The sequence below is a fragment of the Promicromonospora sp. NPDC050249 genome (assembly GCF_040656015.1).
Lineage (GTDB): Bacteria > Actinomycetota > Actinomycetes > Actinomycetales > Cellulomonadaceae > Promicromonospora.
Genome location: NZ_JBFAKY010000044.1, coordinates 26,427 through 40,288, shown reverse-complemented (window position 1 = coordinate 40,288; position 13,862 = coordinate 26,427). Strand labels below are relative to the sequence as shown.

The following is a 13,862-nucleotide window of genomic DNA, read 5'->3' as shown; positions in this document are numbered from 1 at the left end:
GACGGCTGCAGCATCGACGGGTCGTACGGGTCGAGGAGGCACCCGGACAGGCGCTCTACTTCGCGGAGCTCGGCGTGCTGGTCAGCGGTGCGCCACCACATGGGTGTGCAGCAGGCCGAGGGCCGCTGCGACGGCCTGTGGCTCCTCGACGACGCTCATGTGGCCGACGCCAGGCACGAGCGTGAGCGCGCCGTCACCGGCGGAGATCCGGGCCGACGTACCTGCCGCCCGGACCATGTGCTCCGCCTCGGCGAGCGGCGTGATGGTGTCCTCCGCCCCCACCACCACGGAGACCGGCGCGTCGAAGCGCTCGAGCACCGCCGTCCGGTCCGGGCGGGCCGCCATGGCGCGCTGCGCCCAGGCGACGCCTGCGGGCGACTGCGCGCGGATCCACGAGTCCAGCACGGGGAAGAGGTGTCGCCGGCGCTCTGTGGTCGTCGCACCCACCAGGGCGGCAGGCATGCTGAGGACGGCGTCCACCGTCTGGCTGGCTTCCACCGCGGCGGCGACCCGGAGGCGCTTGGCACGCGCCTCCTCGGTGTCCGCCGTCGACTTGGTGCTCACGAGCCCGAGACCCGCCACGAACCCCGGGTGCCGCTCGGCCAGGGCGAGCGCCACGTACCCGCCCATCGAGTGCCCGACGACCACCGCGTTTCCCTCGCCGGCCTCGGTCATGGTGCGGTAGACCCAGTCGGCCGTGTGGTCGATGCTCGGCGGGAACCCGTCCAGGTCGCTGTGCCCAGCTCCCGGCAGGTCGACGCCGATGGCGCGGGTACCCGGGGGAAGGAACGCCGCGCAGGCCGCCCACATGCGGTGGTCGAGCGGAAAGCCGTGCAGCAGCACGAGCGGCAGTCCGCCGCCGTCGTGCAGCGTGAAGGTGGCCAGGGCCTGTGAGGTCATCGTCGTCCTCCTGCGGTGGGTGCTGTAGTGGTGAGGCCGCTCAAGAAGCTCCTACGGGTCCGTCCCAGTGCGTCGGCAGCGGTAGCGGATGGTCGGGCAGCACGTGGGCCACCATCTCGTTCAGCGCGCGGGCGACCGCCGGCTCCCCCACCCACAGGTGCTTGGCTCCGTCGACACCGATCACCTCGGCCTGCGGCACGCGCGCGAAGCGGCGGCGGGCCTCCTCCGGCCGGAGGTAGTCGTCGAGCTCCGGCACGAGGACCACGAGGGGTTTGCCGAACGCCGCCCAGCGGTCCAGGTCATCGTCGGTCGCGCGGTGCAGCGGCGGAGACAGGAGGATCGCACCCTCGACGCTCGGGTCGGTGCCGTGCTTGAGCACCAGCTCGGTGCCGAAGGACCAGCCGACCAGCCACGGCCGCGGCAGCCCCCGGAACTCGGCGAGCTCGATCGCCGCCGCGACGTCGTACCGCTCGGCGTCGCCGCCGTCGAACGTGCCCTCGCTCGCACCGCGCGGGGACGAGGTGCCACGCGTGTTGAACCGCAGGACGGCGAGGTTCGCCAGCGCAGGCAGGCGCCAGGCGGCCTTGCGGTACACGTGGGAGTCCATGAACCCGCCGTGCGTGGGCAGCGGGTGGAACGTGAGCAGGCTGGCCGACGGTTCACTGTCCGCGGGCAGCGCCAGCTCGCCCACGAGCGTCAGGCCGTCGGCGGTGTGCAGCTCGACGTCCTCCCGCTGTGCGGGCAGGACGGTACCCGAGCGGATCTGGTGGGTCGTCTGGCCGGAAGCCTCGTCCGGCGTCGCTTCGGTGGTCATCGATCCCATTGTCGCCCCGCTACCCGTCCGCGGGCTCACCGCAGGTTCGCACGGCGCTGCCAGCAGCTGTTGTGCCAGTGCCTGCGACCGTCCAGGCCTGCCTCGGGACCGCCGAGGACGTCCGTCTTCCACGCGACGACGTGGGCGGTCCCTGGCGTGACCTCCTGGCGGCAGGCAGGGCAGACGTACGTCTTGTCGGACGAACGGATCCGCTGGACCACCCACTCGCCGTCCGCCGCCGACTCGCTGCGACGGCCACCCGTAGCGCGGTCGACATCGAGCGGGACGTGGCCCGCGGCATACGGACGCTTGCTGGAGCGGCGGTTCGACGGCATGGCAACTATTCTTCCGCAGGGCGGAGCGGATCGCTCGAACCCCGCCCGAGAACTGCTCGCATCGCGCATCACACTGCCTGGGAGCCCCACCCATCTCCGCCCGCTAGAGTGTGGCGGTCCCCAGCAAGGCGCAAACCCGACCGAAGGACTACTTGTGAAGCACCGCACAACTGCCGGCCTGGCAGCCGTCGCGCTGGCATCGATCGCGCTCACCGGCTGCGCAGGCCAGGACGGACCCGCGGACGGCAACGCTGCCGCCTCCAACGGAAACGTCTGCGAGGTGACGGCCGCGCCTGAGCCGTCGCCCGCCCCCAGCCCGTCCGAGGCCGACGTCAAGGCTGTCGACGCGATCAAGGTCGACGGCCCGGTCGGTCAGGAGCCGAAGGTCACGTTCAAGGCGCCGCTGAAGGTTGCCGGCCCGACGTCCCGCGTGGTCTCGGAGGGCACCGGTGAGGAGCTCGTCGAGGGCGCACAGGTGACCATCAACTACGTCGTGATCGCGGGCAAGGACGGCAAGACGAGCGGCTCGACGTGGGAGACCAAGAAGCCTGAGACGTTCACGCTCGGCGACCCGCAGTACGACCTGCTGAACGACCGCCTGATCGGCCAGAAGGTCGGCGCGCGTCTCGTGATGGCGAGCACCGCGATGGACCAGACCATCCAGGTCACGATGGTCGAGGTCGCCGAGGTCAAGGAGATCCCGACGCGTGCAGAGGGCACAGAGGTCGCCCCGAAGGAGGGCCTGCCCACCGTCGCACTCGCCGACGACGGCCAGCCGACCGTCACCATCCCGAAGAACTACGAGGCACCCACCGAGCTGGTGGTCCAGCCTCTCGTCGAGGGTGACGGCGCCGAGGTCACCAAGGACCAGACGGTCACCGTGCAGTACGCGGGCTGCCTGCTCGACGGCACGTCGTTCGACTCCTCGTGGAGCCGCGGCACCCCGACGTCGTTCCCGCTCAACGGCGTGATCCCGGGCTGGACCAACGGCATCGCCGGCCAGAAGGTCGGCAGCCAGGTGCTGCTCGTCGTCCCGGCGGACCAGGGTTACGGCGACCAGGAGAACGGCGCCATCCCCGCGAACTCGACGCTGGTGTTCGTCGTCGACATCCTCGAGGCCAAGAAGGCCTGACCTCCCGGCCCGTCCGCTCGCGGACGGTCTGAGACCTCGCGCACTCCACGTGCGCATCGTCGCTGGTCACGGCGCAGACGTGGCGGGTACCCGAACCGGGTGCCCGCCACATCTCGTAGGGTCGTCCCATGACCTCGACAGACCTTCCCGCCGCTGAGCCCGCTCCCGTGCCGGAGCGCGAGGTGCTCACCTGGGAGACCTTCCCCGACGCGGTGCGCGACCTCGCCCACAAGGTCGTCGACAGCGGGTTCGTGCCCGACGTGGTGGTCGCCGTCGCGCGCGGCGGCCTGGTGCCCGGCGGTGCCATGGCGTACGCGCTCGGCACCAAGGGTGTCGGCACGCTGAACGTCGAGTTCTACACGGACATCGGCCAGACGCTGGACGACCCCCGTGTGCTGCCGCCCCTCATGGACACGTCCGAGCTCCCGGGCGCCAAGGTCCTGGTGGTGGACGACGTCGCCGACTCCGGCCGCACCCTGGCCCTCGTCATGGACCTTCTGGCGAAGCAGGGCGCCGAGGCTCGCTCCGCCGTGCTGTTCACCAAGCCCCGCACGATCATCCAGCCCGACTACTCGTGGAAGGACACCGACCTGTGGATCACCTTCCCGTGGTCCGCCGAGCCGCCGGTGACCGGCGCGAGGTCGATCGACGCGTGAACCGCTGAGCGCCGGCGTGCACGACCAGGGCCACCAGGCAAGTGACCGCTGCGCCGAGGGCCAGCCCTGAGGCGACGTCGTGCACGTAGTGGACGCCCGCGGCGACGCGGGCGCCCGCCACGGCCAGTGCCAGGGGCACCACCACGGGCCAGAGCCGCGGCACGGCGAGCAGGCAGGCGACGGCCAGGGCACCGGCGATGGTCGAGTGGTTGCTGGGCCAGGACCAGTCGCCGGGCGCGGGGCAGGCCAGCACGGTGGCGACATCGATGGCGCGGCACGGACGCTCCTCGGTGACCGCCAGCTTCACCACCTCGCTCGTGGCGTATGCGGCGACGGTCCCGGCGCCCGCGGCGGTGAGGAGGACGAACCCTGGACGGTCGCGGAACCACGTGTACAGCACCAGGGCTGCCACTACGGCGACGAGGACCAGCAGCCCTCTTTCCGCGACCAGGCCGGCCAACCCGGCGAGGGGTGAGCCCGCTGTCCCACCCGCGATGCTCTCGAAGATGCCGGCCCGTGCGGGCCAGGCCACGAGCGACAGCGCGCTCAGCCCCAGGAACGCGATCAGCACGGTGGCCAAGGTGGCGCGCGGGGCCCGGCTCCGGGCCGATGAGGCCAGGCGGTTCGCTGCTGGTGCGTGGCGTGTTGTGGTCATGCCGAGAACGCTAGGAATCGGTGACACCCCGCGGATCTGACGTAGGTCAGGAGCTGTCTATGACCCTGGTCCTACGTGACCCGTCCCAAGATCAGCCCCAGGCGGGAAGCGTGCGCCGCCACCTTTCGGCGACGATGGTCCGGTGATTCCGCCGACCCAGATCGACACCGAGCACGCAGCCGGGGCAGTCGCCGTCCGACCCCTCCGGCTGCTTCTCGTCGCGGCATTCGCCGCGCTCCTGGTTCTCGCCGGTGTGGACCAGTGGTGGATGCTCGCGCTGGCCGCCGTCGCGGCGCCTCTCGGCCTGACCGGCGGTGGTGCACGGCTGGGTGTCGTCGCCATGGCCGTCGCGGCGGGTGTGGGCGCGTTCGCCGTGCTGATCGGCTGGGCCGACCTGCGAGACGCCCTCGTGACCGCGGCCCGCGGGGTGGTCACCGGCGTGCTGCCGTGGTCGGTGGCCATCGCGTGGCGCGTCCGCCGGGCTGGTGAGGCGGATGCGGCGCTCGCTATGCTCCGCGACCAGGAGGCCCAGCGGATGCGCGCGGAGACCGACCTCGCGCGCCAGCGGCTGCAGCTCGCTGAGAGCCTGCACGACGACCTGGGACACGCCTTGAGCCTGGTCGCCGTCAACCTCGGCCGGCTCGAGCTCGAGCTCGAGCGGGATCTGGAGGCGGAGCGGAGACCTCACGCGTCCGCGGCCGCGCGGGAGTCGGTAGGGCTCGCACGGAGCCAGGTCTCCGACGCCGTCGCCCGGCTCGGAGCATCAGTCCAGACCCTTCGTACCAGCCCGGCCGAAAGAGCCCCCGACGCGCCGTCGGAAGCCTTCCAGCCGGACCTCGAGACGCTCGTACGGAACGCGCGCAACGCCGGCGCCGACATTGAGCTCAGCGGTTCACCCGGCCCAGCGCGGCTGGTCGCCTTCGGGACCGCCGTCTCGCGAGTGGTCCAGGAAGGACTGACGAACGCGCTCAAGCATGCACCAGGCCGGCCTGTCCGGGTCGCACTGGACGCAGGGCCGGGCCGTCTGGTGGTGACCGTCCGCAATCCTCTGCCGGAGCCACCGAACGGGTCACCGCCTGCTGACATGACCGCACCCTCTCCCTCCGTCGGCGGCACAGGCGTCATGTCTCTCACCGAGTACGTGCGTGCGGCCGGCGGCTCGGTCGAGGCCGGCCCGGCACACGGCGAGTACGTGCTGCGGGCCGAGCTGCTACCTCTGGACGGACCTCCGCGTGGCCCCTCCCCCGGCCATCAGGCGGGTCTCTCGATCACCGGGAACGAAAGCTCTCTGGATGCCAGTACCGTCACCCACGGTCTCGTCCGCGCTCGGCGGCGCGGCGGGGCGCTGCTGCTGGCCGCGGTCCTCGCGCCGGCGGTGGCGCTGGTGGCCGTCGCGACCGCGATCCAGCTCTCCGACCGCCTCGACGCGCGCCGCGCGCTGCTGGATCCGGAGGCTTTCGCCCAGATCTCGGTCGGTGACTCCCGGTTCGAGGTCCGGCGATTGCTACCTCCAGCCGCGCTCCAACCTCCATCCGGCGCCGATCCGTCGTGCGAGTACTACACGGTCACGGCCGACCCGCTCGCCGACGCGTCCGGCGACGCCTACCGGATCTGCTGGGCGGATGGTCGTGTCACCTCGGCGGACGTCGTGGTGGGCGGTGCGCAATGAGCAGTGCTGATCCCGGTACCCCGCTGCGTGTGGTGATCGCCGACGACGAACCCCTCGTCCGCGCCGGCCTCGTGGGGATCCTGGAAACCGACGACGGCTTCCGCGTCGTCGGTGAGGGGTCGTCAGGCGAAGAGGCGCTGGCGGCGGTCCGGGCCCACCGGCCTGACGTCGTGCTGCTGGACGTACGCATGGGAACTATGAGCGGTCTGGACGCTCTCGCGGAGATCAGACGCTCGGCAGAGCACCTACCGTGCCTCATGGTCACGACGTTCGGCGAGGACGAGTACGTCGCGGAAGCGATCAGGCTCGGCGCCGACGGCTTCGTCCTGAAGTCGGGCGACCCAAGAGAACTGCTGCTCGCGGTGCATGCTGCAGCGTCGGGTGGTGCCTACTTCTCGCCCGCCGTGTCGCGGCGCCTGCTGCAGACCGGACTGGGTACCCGGTTCGTCGCTCAGCAGGACGCCAGGGAGCGGTTCGAGCGTCTCACTCGGCGCGAGCAGGAGGTACTGACCCTCATGGGCGACGGGCTGGCGAACCCGGAGATCGCCGAACGGCTTCATCTCGCGGAGGGAACGGTCAAGGTGCACGTCACCTCGATCCTGCGCACGACTGGCGCACGTAACCGGGTAGAGGCGGCGCTGATCGCGGCGCAGGCAGGCGCCTCGCGCTGAGTGCGGCTGCATGTCTACCGACGCAGCAGGCCGGTGATCGCCGCGGGCACGACGAACGGCGTCATGATGATCCCGGCCAGGCCCACCAACGCCCAGATGAGCTCCCAGTCCCCCCACGGGAAGACGCCGATCTGCCGGACGATCTGCCGGTCCTCGGGCAGATGGATCACGTCGATCAGATCGCCGTACCGTGGCACGCCGGTCCATCGGCTGATTGACGCCACCTCCGCGTCGACCAGGACTGTCAGCTCCTCCTGACGATTACCGGCCCATTCCGAGCCGAGGACCTCGGCTCGGGCAGGAACGCCGCGTTCTTCAAGGGCAACCAGGCCACGGACCTCCTCCACGGTGAGTCCGGCACCGAAGGACGTCAGCGTGACCGGCAGGAAGACGAAGATCATGATCGCCTTCAAGGCACCTACTTCACGTGCCCAGTCGCCGACCTTGCGCCAGGCGGCCCTTCCCCACACGAGCGGGTTGCGCGGCGCCCGCAGTCCGACCTCGCTGCCTGGGGCATCCGGGTCCGGACGGGGACGCCATGCTGGGTCCCGCGCCCGGCGCAGCAGCAGCGCGATGCCGGGCGGTACAACGGCGACAACAAGCCATAGCGCGCCGATCTCCAGGAGCGCGGTCGTGGCGATCCACGTGTCGACAACAGGCGCGTCCGTCGCGACGACCCGACCGGGGTTCACCGGGTCATAGGTGATCCGCAGCCTGTCCCCGACCTCGGTGCCGCGAGGCCAGTGGTGAAGTCGGGTGCGCACCGAGGTGTTGTCGTCAGGGACGACCGTGACTTCGTGTGGCCCCCGGCCACCGCTCGTCAGCGCCACCACCTCGGCCGAGGTCGTCACGCCACGATCGTCGAGGATGGCGAAAGTACGGAAGTGCTCCACCGACAACCACGTCGTAGGCGTGGCAACCACGAGCGCCAGGAGCATCACACCCACCAGGCTCCGCGTCGTGCGATCACGGTTGTGCTTCGCGAACCTGGTGAACCAGAAGCTGTCAGCGGAACGGTCGGGCCGGGACTCACTCATCGTGGCCGCGAGCATACTCCGTACGTTCCGGCCGACAGCCATGTCCAATCCCCTGCGTCCGCACAGTGCCGACACGCAACGGGCCCGGAACCGCAGAGGTGCGGTTCCGGGCCTCTCGTCAGCCGCTATGGGCGACGATCTCCCGACACGAGGTCAGAAGTCCCAGTCGTCGTCCTCGGTCTCCACTGCCTTGCCGATCACGTACGACGAGCCGGACCCCGAGAAGAAGTCGTGGTTCTCGTCCGCGTTCGGCGAGAGCGCCGCGAGGATGGCCGGGTTGACGTCGGTGTCCTCCTTGGGGAACAACGCCTCGTAGCCCAGGTTCATCAGGGCCTTGTTGCCGTTGTACCGCAGGAACTTCTTGACGTCGTCGGTCAGCCCCAGCTCGCCGTAGAGCGAGTCGGTGTACTCCTCCTCGTTCTCGTACAGCTCGAAGAGCAGGCCGAACGTGTAGTCCTTGAGGTCTGCCTGCTCCGCCTGGGTCAGCTTCGCGAGACCCTTCTGGTACTTGTAGCCGATGTAGTACCCGTGGACCGCCTCGTCACGGATGATGAGGCGGATCAGGTCGGCCGTGTTGGTGAGCTTCGCCCGCGAGGACCAGTACATCGGCGCGTAGAAGCCGGAGTAGAACAGGAACGACTCGAGCATCGTCGAGGCGACCTTCCGCTTCAGCGGGTCGTCGCCCCGGTAGTAGTCGAGGACGATCTCTGCCTTCTTCTGCAGGTTCGCGTTGTTCTCCGACCACTCGAACGCCGCGTCGATCTCCGGCGTCGACAGCAGGGTCGAGAAGATCGACGAGTAGCTCTTCGCGTGCACGCTCTCCATGAAGGCGATGTTGGTGTACACCGCCTCCTCGTGCGGGGTGATCGCGTCCGGGATCAGCGACACCGCGCCCACCGTGCCCTGGATGGTGTCCAGGAGGGTCAGCCCGGTGAACACCCGCGAGGTCATGGTCTTCTCGTGCTCCGACAGGGTGTTCCACGACTGGATGTCGTTGGAGACCGGGACCTTCTCGGGCAGCCAGAAGTTGCCGACCAGACGGTCCCAGACCTCGGCGTCCTTCTCGTCCTCGAGGCGGTTCCAGTTGATCGCTGTCACGCGATCGATGAGCTTGAGCTTGCCGGTTGGCGACATGGGAGTTCCTTCAGGAGCAGCGGTACGGGCGAGACTGACGGCAGGAACCGGTCAGAGCATGCAGGAGACGCAGCCCTCGATCTCGGTGCCCTCCAGCGCCAGCTGGCGCAGGCGGATGTAGTACAGGGTCTTGATGCCCTTGCGCCACGCGTAGATCTGCGCCTTGTTGACGTCGCGCGTGGTTGCGGTGTCCGGGAAGAACAGCGTGAGGCTCAGGCCCTGGTCCACGTGCTGCGTCGCCGCGGCGTACGTGTCGATGATCTTCTCGTAGCCGATCTCGTACGCGTCCTGGTAGTAGTCCAGGTTGTCGTTCGTCATGTACGGCGCCGGGTAGTAGACGCGGCCGAGCTTGCCTTCCTTGCGGATCTCGATCTTGGCCGGGACCGGGTGGATCGACGACGTCGAGTTGTTGATGTAGCTGATCGAACCCGTCGGCGGCACGGCCTGGAGGTTCTGGTTGTAGATGCCGTGCTCGATGACCGAGGCACGCAGCTCACGCCAGTCGTCCTGCGTCGGGATCGACACCCCGGCGTCGGAGAACAGGCGCGCGACGCGCTCCGTGGCCGGCTTCCACTCCTGCTCGACGTACTTGTCGAAGTACTCGCCCGTGGCGTACTTCGAGTCCTCGAACCCACCGAACTTCTTGTTGCGCTCGATCGACAGGCGGTTGGACGCCCTGATCGCGTGGTACGCGACGGTGTAGAAGTAGATGTTGGTGAAGTCGATGCCCTCTTCGGAGCCGTAGTGGATGCGCTCGCGTGCGAGGTACCCGTGCAGGTTCATCTGGCCGAGGCCGATGGCGTGCCCCTGCGAGTTGGCCAGCTTGATCGACGGGACCGACTCGATCGACGTCTGGTCGCTCACCGCGGTCAGCGCGCGGATAGCGGTGTCGATCGTGCGGCCGAAGTCCGGCGAGTCCATCGCCTTGGCGATGTTCAGCGAGCCAAGGTTGCAGGAGATGTCCCGGCCGACCTCGCTGTACGAGAGGTCCTCGTTGAACGTCGACGGGGTCGACACCTGGAGGATCTCCGAGCACAGGTTCGAGTGCGTGATGCGACCCTTGATCGGGTTCGCCGCGTTCACCGTGTCCTCGAACATGATGTACGGGTAGCCGGACTCGAACTGCAGCTCCGCGAGCGTCTGGAAGAAGTCGCGTGCGCTGATCGTCGTCTTGCGGATGCGGTCGTCGGCCACGAGCTCGTCGTACTTCTCCGAGATGGAGATGTCGGCGAACGGCACGCCGTAGATGCGCTCGACGTCGTACGGGCTGAACAGGTGCATGTCAGCGTTCTTCTTGGCCAGCTCGAACGTGATGTCCGGGATGACCACACCGAGCGAGAGCGTCTTGATGCGGATCTTCTCGTCCGCGTTCTCCCGCTTGGTGTCGAGGAACCGCATGATGTCGGGGTGGTGCGCGTGCAGGTACACGGCGCCTGCGCCCTGACGCGCGCCGAGCTGGTTCGCGTAGGAGAAGGAGTCCTCCAGGAGCTTCATCACGGGGATGACGCCAGAGGACTGGTTCTCGATGTGCTTGATCGGCGCACCGTGCTCACGGATGTTGCTCAGGAGCAGTGCGACGCCGCCGCCGCGCTTGGAGAGCTGCAGCGCGGAGTTGATGCTGCGCGCGATGGACTCCATGTTGTCCTCGATGCGCAGCAGGAAGCAGGACACGGGCTCGCCGCGCTGCGCCTTGCCGACGTTGAGGAAGGTCGGCGTCGCCGGCTGGAACCGCCCGGAGACGACCTCCTCGACGATGTCGCGTGCCGTCTGCTCGACGCCGTCGGCCAGACCGAGCGCGACCATGGCGACGCGGTCCTCGAAGCGCTCCAGGTACTTCTTGCCGTCGAACGTCTTGAGCGTGTACGAGGTGTAGTACTTGAAGGCGCCCAGGAACGTCTCGAAGCGGAACTTCTTCGAGTACGCGAGTTGGAAGAGCTCCTTGACGAACGCACCGGAGTACTTCTCGAGCACCGTGGGGTCGTAGTACTTGGCCTCGACGAGGTGCTCGAGCTTGGCCTCGAGCGACTCGAACTCGACGGTGTTCGGGTTCACGTGCTGCAGGAAGTACTGGCGGGCCGCTTCGCGGTCCTTCTCGAACTGGATCTTCCCGTCCGGCCCGTACAGGTTCAGCATCGCGTTGAGCGAGTGATAGTCCATCTGGATGCTCTCCAGGGGGATCTCGCTCAGGCCCTCAGTCAGGCTGAGAGACTCAGTGGTTGTTGCTGCCAAAATCGTCCCAATCCGTTGCGGACGCGCGCGACGTCCTGCGCAGTTCCCAGTAGTTCGAAGGCGTACAGATACGGGACATCACACTTAGCAGCGATGATGTCCCCGGTGATGCAGTACGCAGCCCCGAAGTTGGTGTTCCCCGCAGCGATGACGCCGCGAATGAGCGACCGGTTGTGTTCGTCGTTGAGGAACTTCCTCACCTGCCGTGGGACGGCCCCGCCCTCGTTGCCGCCACCGTAGGTGGGGGCCAGGAGGACGTAGGGCTCGTCCACGCGCAGAAAACCGTCGGCGGGGCGCAGCGGGATCCGGTGCACCGACATCCCGAGCTCTTCGAGAGCAAGCTTCTCGACGAACCGGTGCGTGTTCTCTGACACGCTGGAGAAGTAGACGAGGGAACCCACGTCACGCCTCCTTGCCGACGTTGCGGTAGTACAAGGTGTTGCGGTGGTGCAGGTCAGGCCGAAGCGGCCTGAAGCGCGGCGACCGCGCTGATCTGGTCGGGGCGGAAGCCCGACCAGTGGGTGTCGCCGGCGACGACGACCGGCGCCTGGAGGTACCCGAGGCCGCGGACCATCTCGAGCGCCTCGGCGTCCTGAGTGATGTCGACGACCGTGTACTCGACACCCTTGCGATCCAGTGCCCGGTACGTCGCGTCGCACTGGACGCATGCCGGCTTGCTGTAGACAGTGACGCTCATGTCCGCCTCCTCTGACCTCGAAGGACATCTGTGAACTTACACCGATGTGCTTTATGAGCGGGTCTGCGTCTCCCGCTGAACCAAACACTACACCTAGTGTCTGACACCCGCCCGGTTACGACATGTTGTGGTTGAGGCCGAGCGGCGCACTACACCGGAACCGCTCGCGACGCCCAGGGACCATGCTGCCACGACCCTCTGACACCGCACGGTAGGCCGCACACGCGGCCTGCTGCCGCGGCTCCGGCCCCGCTCCCCGGGCCCCGAGAACCGGCACCTCACGCGCCTGCGGAGGGCCTCGGAGCACCAAAAAAGTGATCTCAGTTCGCGGCGTGTCGCGACCGTTCGGCGTGTCCCGCGAGCGCCGACCGGGACGGTGAGCCGGGTCACAGCGGACCGCTCAGAGCGCGTGCCAGCCGACGTCGTCGTGCCCGCCCGGGACCTCCGCCTCGGGAGCGTACGGGCTCCGGGTGAGGCAGAAGGTACCGACGTCGAGCGCCACGAGCCGGCCGTCCCGCTCGACGGGCCGGAGCGTCTCGCCCTGCCAGTAGCCGGCGGTCACGCCGACCCAGGTCCCTGGTGTCCCGCCCGGGGCAAACTCGGTCCCCCGCACACCCGGGTCGCCGGCCAGCGCGAGCCGGCCGTCCGCGGCACGCAGCGTGAACTGCACGGGCCCCCAGTACCAGGTACCGGTCAGCTCAGGGACGCCCACAGCGGTGTCTGCACCGGTTCCCGCCGCACCTTCCGCCCACAGGCCCGTGGAGGGGCCTGTGGAGCCGCCCTCGGGGGCACGCACGACGCCGGGGAGCCCGCCGGCGGGACGTGCGCCCCGCAGGGCCGCGAGCACCCCCGTCCCGTCCCCGAACCCGCCGGTGCTCGAGCCGATGACCGCGACGGCGTCGCCCGTCTCGACGTCGACCCGCAGGTCCGCCGTGAAGCCCGGCACCGAGCCGGAGTGACCCACGGTGCGCACCGGCACGGTGCCGGGCCCAGACGCGTGACCCGGCACGTCGATCAGGTCCTTGCGGACCTGGACACCCAGGCCGTAGGCGCCGGTCCAGACTGCACCGGGCTCGTCCACGACCGTGCGGGGCGCGGTCATGAGCCTGCGGGCCGCGGCCGGCAGCACCGCATCGCCCGCTTCGCCGAGGGTGTCGTGGCAGGCCAGCCACATGCCGAACCGCACGAGGTCCGACGGCGTGGACCACAGCTCGCCCGCCGGACCCATCGCCAGGTAGTCGGCGACCGGCTCGTCGTGCACGAGGTCGGCATGCGGGTGCACGGCGTGTCCCGGCACGTGCGGACCGGTGGGCACCCGCCCGGTCGCCGTCATGCCGAGCGGGGTCCACAGCTCGTCGCGCAGCACCGCGTCCCAGGCACGCCCGCGTGCCACCTCGACCAGCCGTCCCAGCACCGCGAAGCCCACGTTGGAGTAGTGGTACCGGGTGCCCGGCGCGACGAGCTGCGGCAGGCCGGAGGCGACGATCTGTTCCCAGGTCGACCCGCCCGCCCGTTCCCACCAGGCACCCGCAGGCTCCGCGGGCAGGCCGCTGGTGTGGCTCAGGAGCTCGGCGATCGTGGCGTCCGCCGCCGGGGCGTCAGGCAGGTGGGTGCCGATCGGGTCGTGCAGCGCCACCCTGCCCTCCTCGACGAGCCGGAGGACGGCCACGGCGACCATGGGCTTGGTGATGGAGCCGATGCGGAACGCGTGCTCCGGCGTCGGATCACCCGCTCGTGGGGCGGAGGCGACGCCGGACCAGACCACCTCGCCGCCGCGCCCCGCGGCCGCGGACAGCGCAGGCACCCGCCGCCCCTCGCGCAGGCCGGCGACAACATCGGCCAGCTGCTCCCCGAGCACCGCGTCCACCGTGGTCATGCCCCCAACCTACCGACGTGTTGAGTGCTGGGTACCTGTGCGATTCGAAGCCCAGAT

14 protein-coding genes are annotated in these 13,862 nt (G+C 69.3%); 4 read left to right on the top strand and 10 right to left on the bottom strand.

The window, feature by feature from the left end; genetic code table 11:
* Positions 1–81 precede the first annotated feature (81 nt).
* From AB0I32_RS24585 to AB0I32_RS24575, 3 genes are read right to left on the bottom strand one after another with little or no spacing between them, the layout of a single operon-like run.
* Positions 82–900, bottom strand: a complete 819-nt coding sequence (locus AB0I32_RS24585; RefSeq protein ID WP_357510855.1) for an alpha/beta hydrolase — start codon at positions 898–900, stop codon at positions 82–84.
* 40 nt (positions 901–940) lie between these two features.
* Positions 941–1,723 carry an alpha/beta hydrolase gene (locus AB0I32_RS24580; protein WP_357510853.1) on the bottom strand — a complete coding sequence of 261 codons (783 nt, stop codon included), beginning with the start codon at positions 1,721–1,723 and terminating at the stop codon, positions 941–943.
* A gap of 26 nt (positions 1,724–1,749) precedes the next feature.
* Complete coding sequence (locus tag AB0I32_RS24575; RefSeq protein ID WP_357510851.1) at positions 1,750–2,049, bottom strand: hypothetical protein; 300 nt, start codon at positions 2,047–2,049, stop codon at positions 1,750–1,752.
* Positions 2,050–2,203: 154 nt separating this feature from the next.
* Between AB0I32_RS24575 and AB0I32_RS24570 the strand changes: the two genes are divergently transcribed.
* Both AB0I32_RS24570 and AB0I32_RS24565 read left to right on the top strand, forming a co-directional pair.
* A complete protein-coding gene (locus AB0I32_RS24570; RefSeq protein WP_357510849.1) occupies positions 2,204–3,181 on the top strand; it encodes an FKBP-type peptidyl-prolyl cis-trans isomerase in 978 nt (325 codons plus the stop codon).
* A 128-nt stretch (positions 3,182–3,309) separates the two neighbouring features.
* Positions 3,310–3,837 carry a phosphoribosyltransferase gene (locus tag AB0I32_RS24565; protein ID WP_116676660.1) on the top strand — a complete coding sequence of 176 codons (528 nt, stop codon included), beginning with the start codon at positions 3,310–3,312 and terminating at the stop codon, positions 3,835–3,837.
* On the opposite strand, the gene AB0I32_RS24560 is transcribed toward AB0I32_RS24565, so the two are convergent.
* Complete coding sequence (locus AB0I32_RS24560) at positions 3,779–4,492, bottom strand: phosphatase PAP2 family protein (RefSeq protein WP_357510847.1); 714 nt, start codon at positions 4,490–4,492, stop codon at positions 3,779–3,781. The two genes, AB0I32_RS24565 and AB0I32_RS24560, sit on opposite strands and share 59 nt — an antisense overlap.
* A gap of 142 nt (positions 4,493–4,634) precedes the next feature.
* Between AB0I32_RS24560 and AB0I32_RS24555 the strand changes: the two genes are divergently transcribed.
* Both AB0I32_RS24555 and AB0I32_RS24550 read left to right on the top strand, forming a co-directional pair.
* Complete coding sequence (locus AB0I32_RS24555; protein WP_357510845.1) at positions 4,635–6,161, top strand: hypothetical protein; 1,527 nt, start codon at positions 4,635–4,637, stop codon at positions 6,159–6,161.
* A complete protein-coding gene (locus AB0I32_RS24550; RefSeq protein WP_357510843.1) occupies positions 6,158–6,832 on the top strand; it encodes a response regulator transcription factor in 675 nt (224 codons plus the stop codon). The genes AB0I32_RS24555 and AB0I32_RS24550 overlap by 4 nt, the downstream gene beginning before the upstream one ends.
* Before the next feature lie 14 nt (positions 6,833–6,846).
* Here AB0I32_RS24550 and AB0I32_RS24545 read toward each other — a convergent pair whose 3' ends face one another.
* The 6 genes from AB0I32_RS24545 to AB0I32_RS24520 all read right to left on the bottom strand — a co-directional run bounded on the left by AB0I32_RS24545 (position 6,847) and on the right by AB0I32_RS24520 (position 13,805).
* Positions 6,847–7,869, bottom strand: coding sequence for a DUF3592 domain-containing protein (locus tag AB0I32_RS24545; protein WP_357510841.1), 1,023 nt, complete (start codon positions 7,867–7,869; stop codon positions 6,847–6,849).
* Between the two features lie 153 nt (positions 7,870–8,022).
* A complete protein-coding gene (gene nrdF, locus AB0I32_RS24540; RefSeq protein WP_357510839.1) occupies positions 8,023–9,003 on the bottom strand; it encodes a class 1b ribonucleoside-diphosphate reductase subunit beta in 981 nt (326 codons plus the stop codon).
* 51 nt (positions 9,004–9,054) lie between these two features.
* Positions 9,055–11,160, bottom strand: a complete 2,106-nt coding sequence (nrdE, locus tag AB0I32_RS24535; protein WP_357510837.1) for a class 1b ribonucleoside-diphosphate reductase subunit alpha — start codon at positions 11,158–11,160, stop codon at positions 9,055–9,057.
* Positions 11,161–11,198: 38 nt separating this feature from the next.
* Positions 11,199–11,633, bottom strand: a complete 435-nt coding sequence (nrdI, locus tag AB0I32_RS24530) for a class Ib ribonucleoside-diphosphate reductase assembly flavoprotein NrdI (protein ID WP_116676669.1) — start codon at positions 11,631–11,633, stop codon at positions 11,199–11,201.
* A 53-nt stretch (positions 11,634–11,686) separates the two neighbouring features.
* Positions 11,687–11,929: a glutaredoxin-like protein NrdH gene (gene nrdH / locus AB0I32_RS24525; protein ID WP_020017613.1), complete on the bottom strand. Its 243-nt coding sequence runs from the start codon at positions 11,927–11,929 to the stop codon at positions 11,687–11,689.
* A gap of 400 nt (positions 11,930–12,329) precedes the next feature.
* Positions 12,330–13,805 carry a serine hydrolase domain-containing protein gene (locus AB0I32_RS24520; protein WP_357510835.1) on the bottom strand — a complete coding sequence of 492 codons (1,476 nt, stop codon included), beginning with the start codon at positions 13,803–13,805 and terminating at the stop codon, positions 12,330–12,332.
* Between the last annotated feature and the right edge of the window lie 57 nt (positions 13,806–13,862).

Bases quoted from the DNA above. Each gene is read 5' to 3' on its own strand.
- AB0I32_RS24560 (WP_357510847.1), bottom strand. From the start codon at position 4,492: ATGACCACAACACGCCACGCACCAGCAGCGAACCGCCTGGCCTCATCG.
- AB0I32_RS24565 (WP_116676660.1), top strand. From the start codon at position 3,310: ATGACCTCGACAGACCTTCCCGCCGCTGAGCCCGCTCCCGTGCCGGAG.
- AB0I32_RS24550 (WP_357510843.1), top strand. From the start codon at position 6,158: ATGAGCAGTGCTGATCCCGGTACCCCGCTGCGTGTGGTGATCGCCGAC.
- nrdH (WP_020017613.1), bottom strand. From the start codon at position 11,929: ATGAGCGTCACTGTCTACAGCAAGCCGGCATGCGTCCAGTGCGACGCG.
- AB0I32_RS24580 (WP_357510853.1), bottom strand. From the start codon at position 1,723: ATGGGATCGATGACCACCGAAGCGACGCCGGACGAGGCTTCCGGCCAG.
- nrdF (WP_357510839.1), bottom strand. From the start codon at position 9,003: ATGTCGCCAACCGGCAAGCTCAAGCTCATCGATCGCGTGACAGCGATC.
- AB0I32_RS24575 (WP_357510851.1), bottom strand. From the start codon at position 2,049: ATGCCGTCGAACCGCCGCTCCAGCAAGCGTCCGTATGCCGCGGGCCAC.
- AB0I32_RS24585 (WP_357510855.1), bottom strand. From the start codon at position 900: ATGACCTCACAGGCCCTGGCCACCTTCACGCTGCACGACGGCGGCGGA.
- AB0I32_RS24545 (WP_357510841.1), bottom strand. From the start codon at position 7,869: ATGAGTGAGTCCCGGCCCGACCGTTCCGCTGACAGCTTCTGGTTCACC.
- AB0I32_RS24520 (WP_357510835.1), bottom strand. From the start codon at position 13,805: ATGACCACGGTGGACGCGGTGCTCGGGGAGCAGCTGGCCGATGTTGTC.
- nrdE (WP_357510837.1), bottom strand. From the start codon at position 11,160: ATGGACTATCACTCGCTCAACGCGATGCTGAACCTGTACGGGCCGGAC.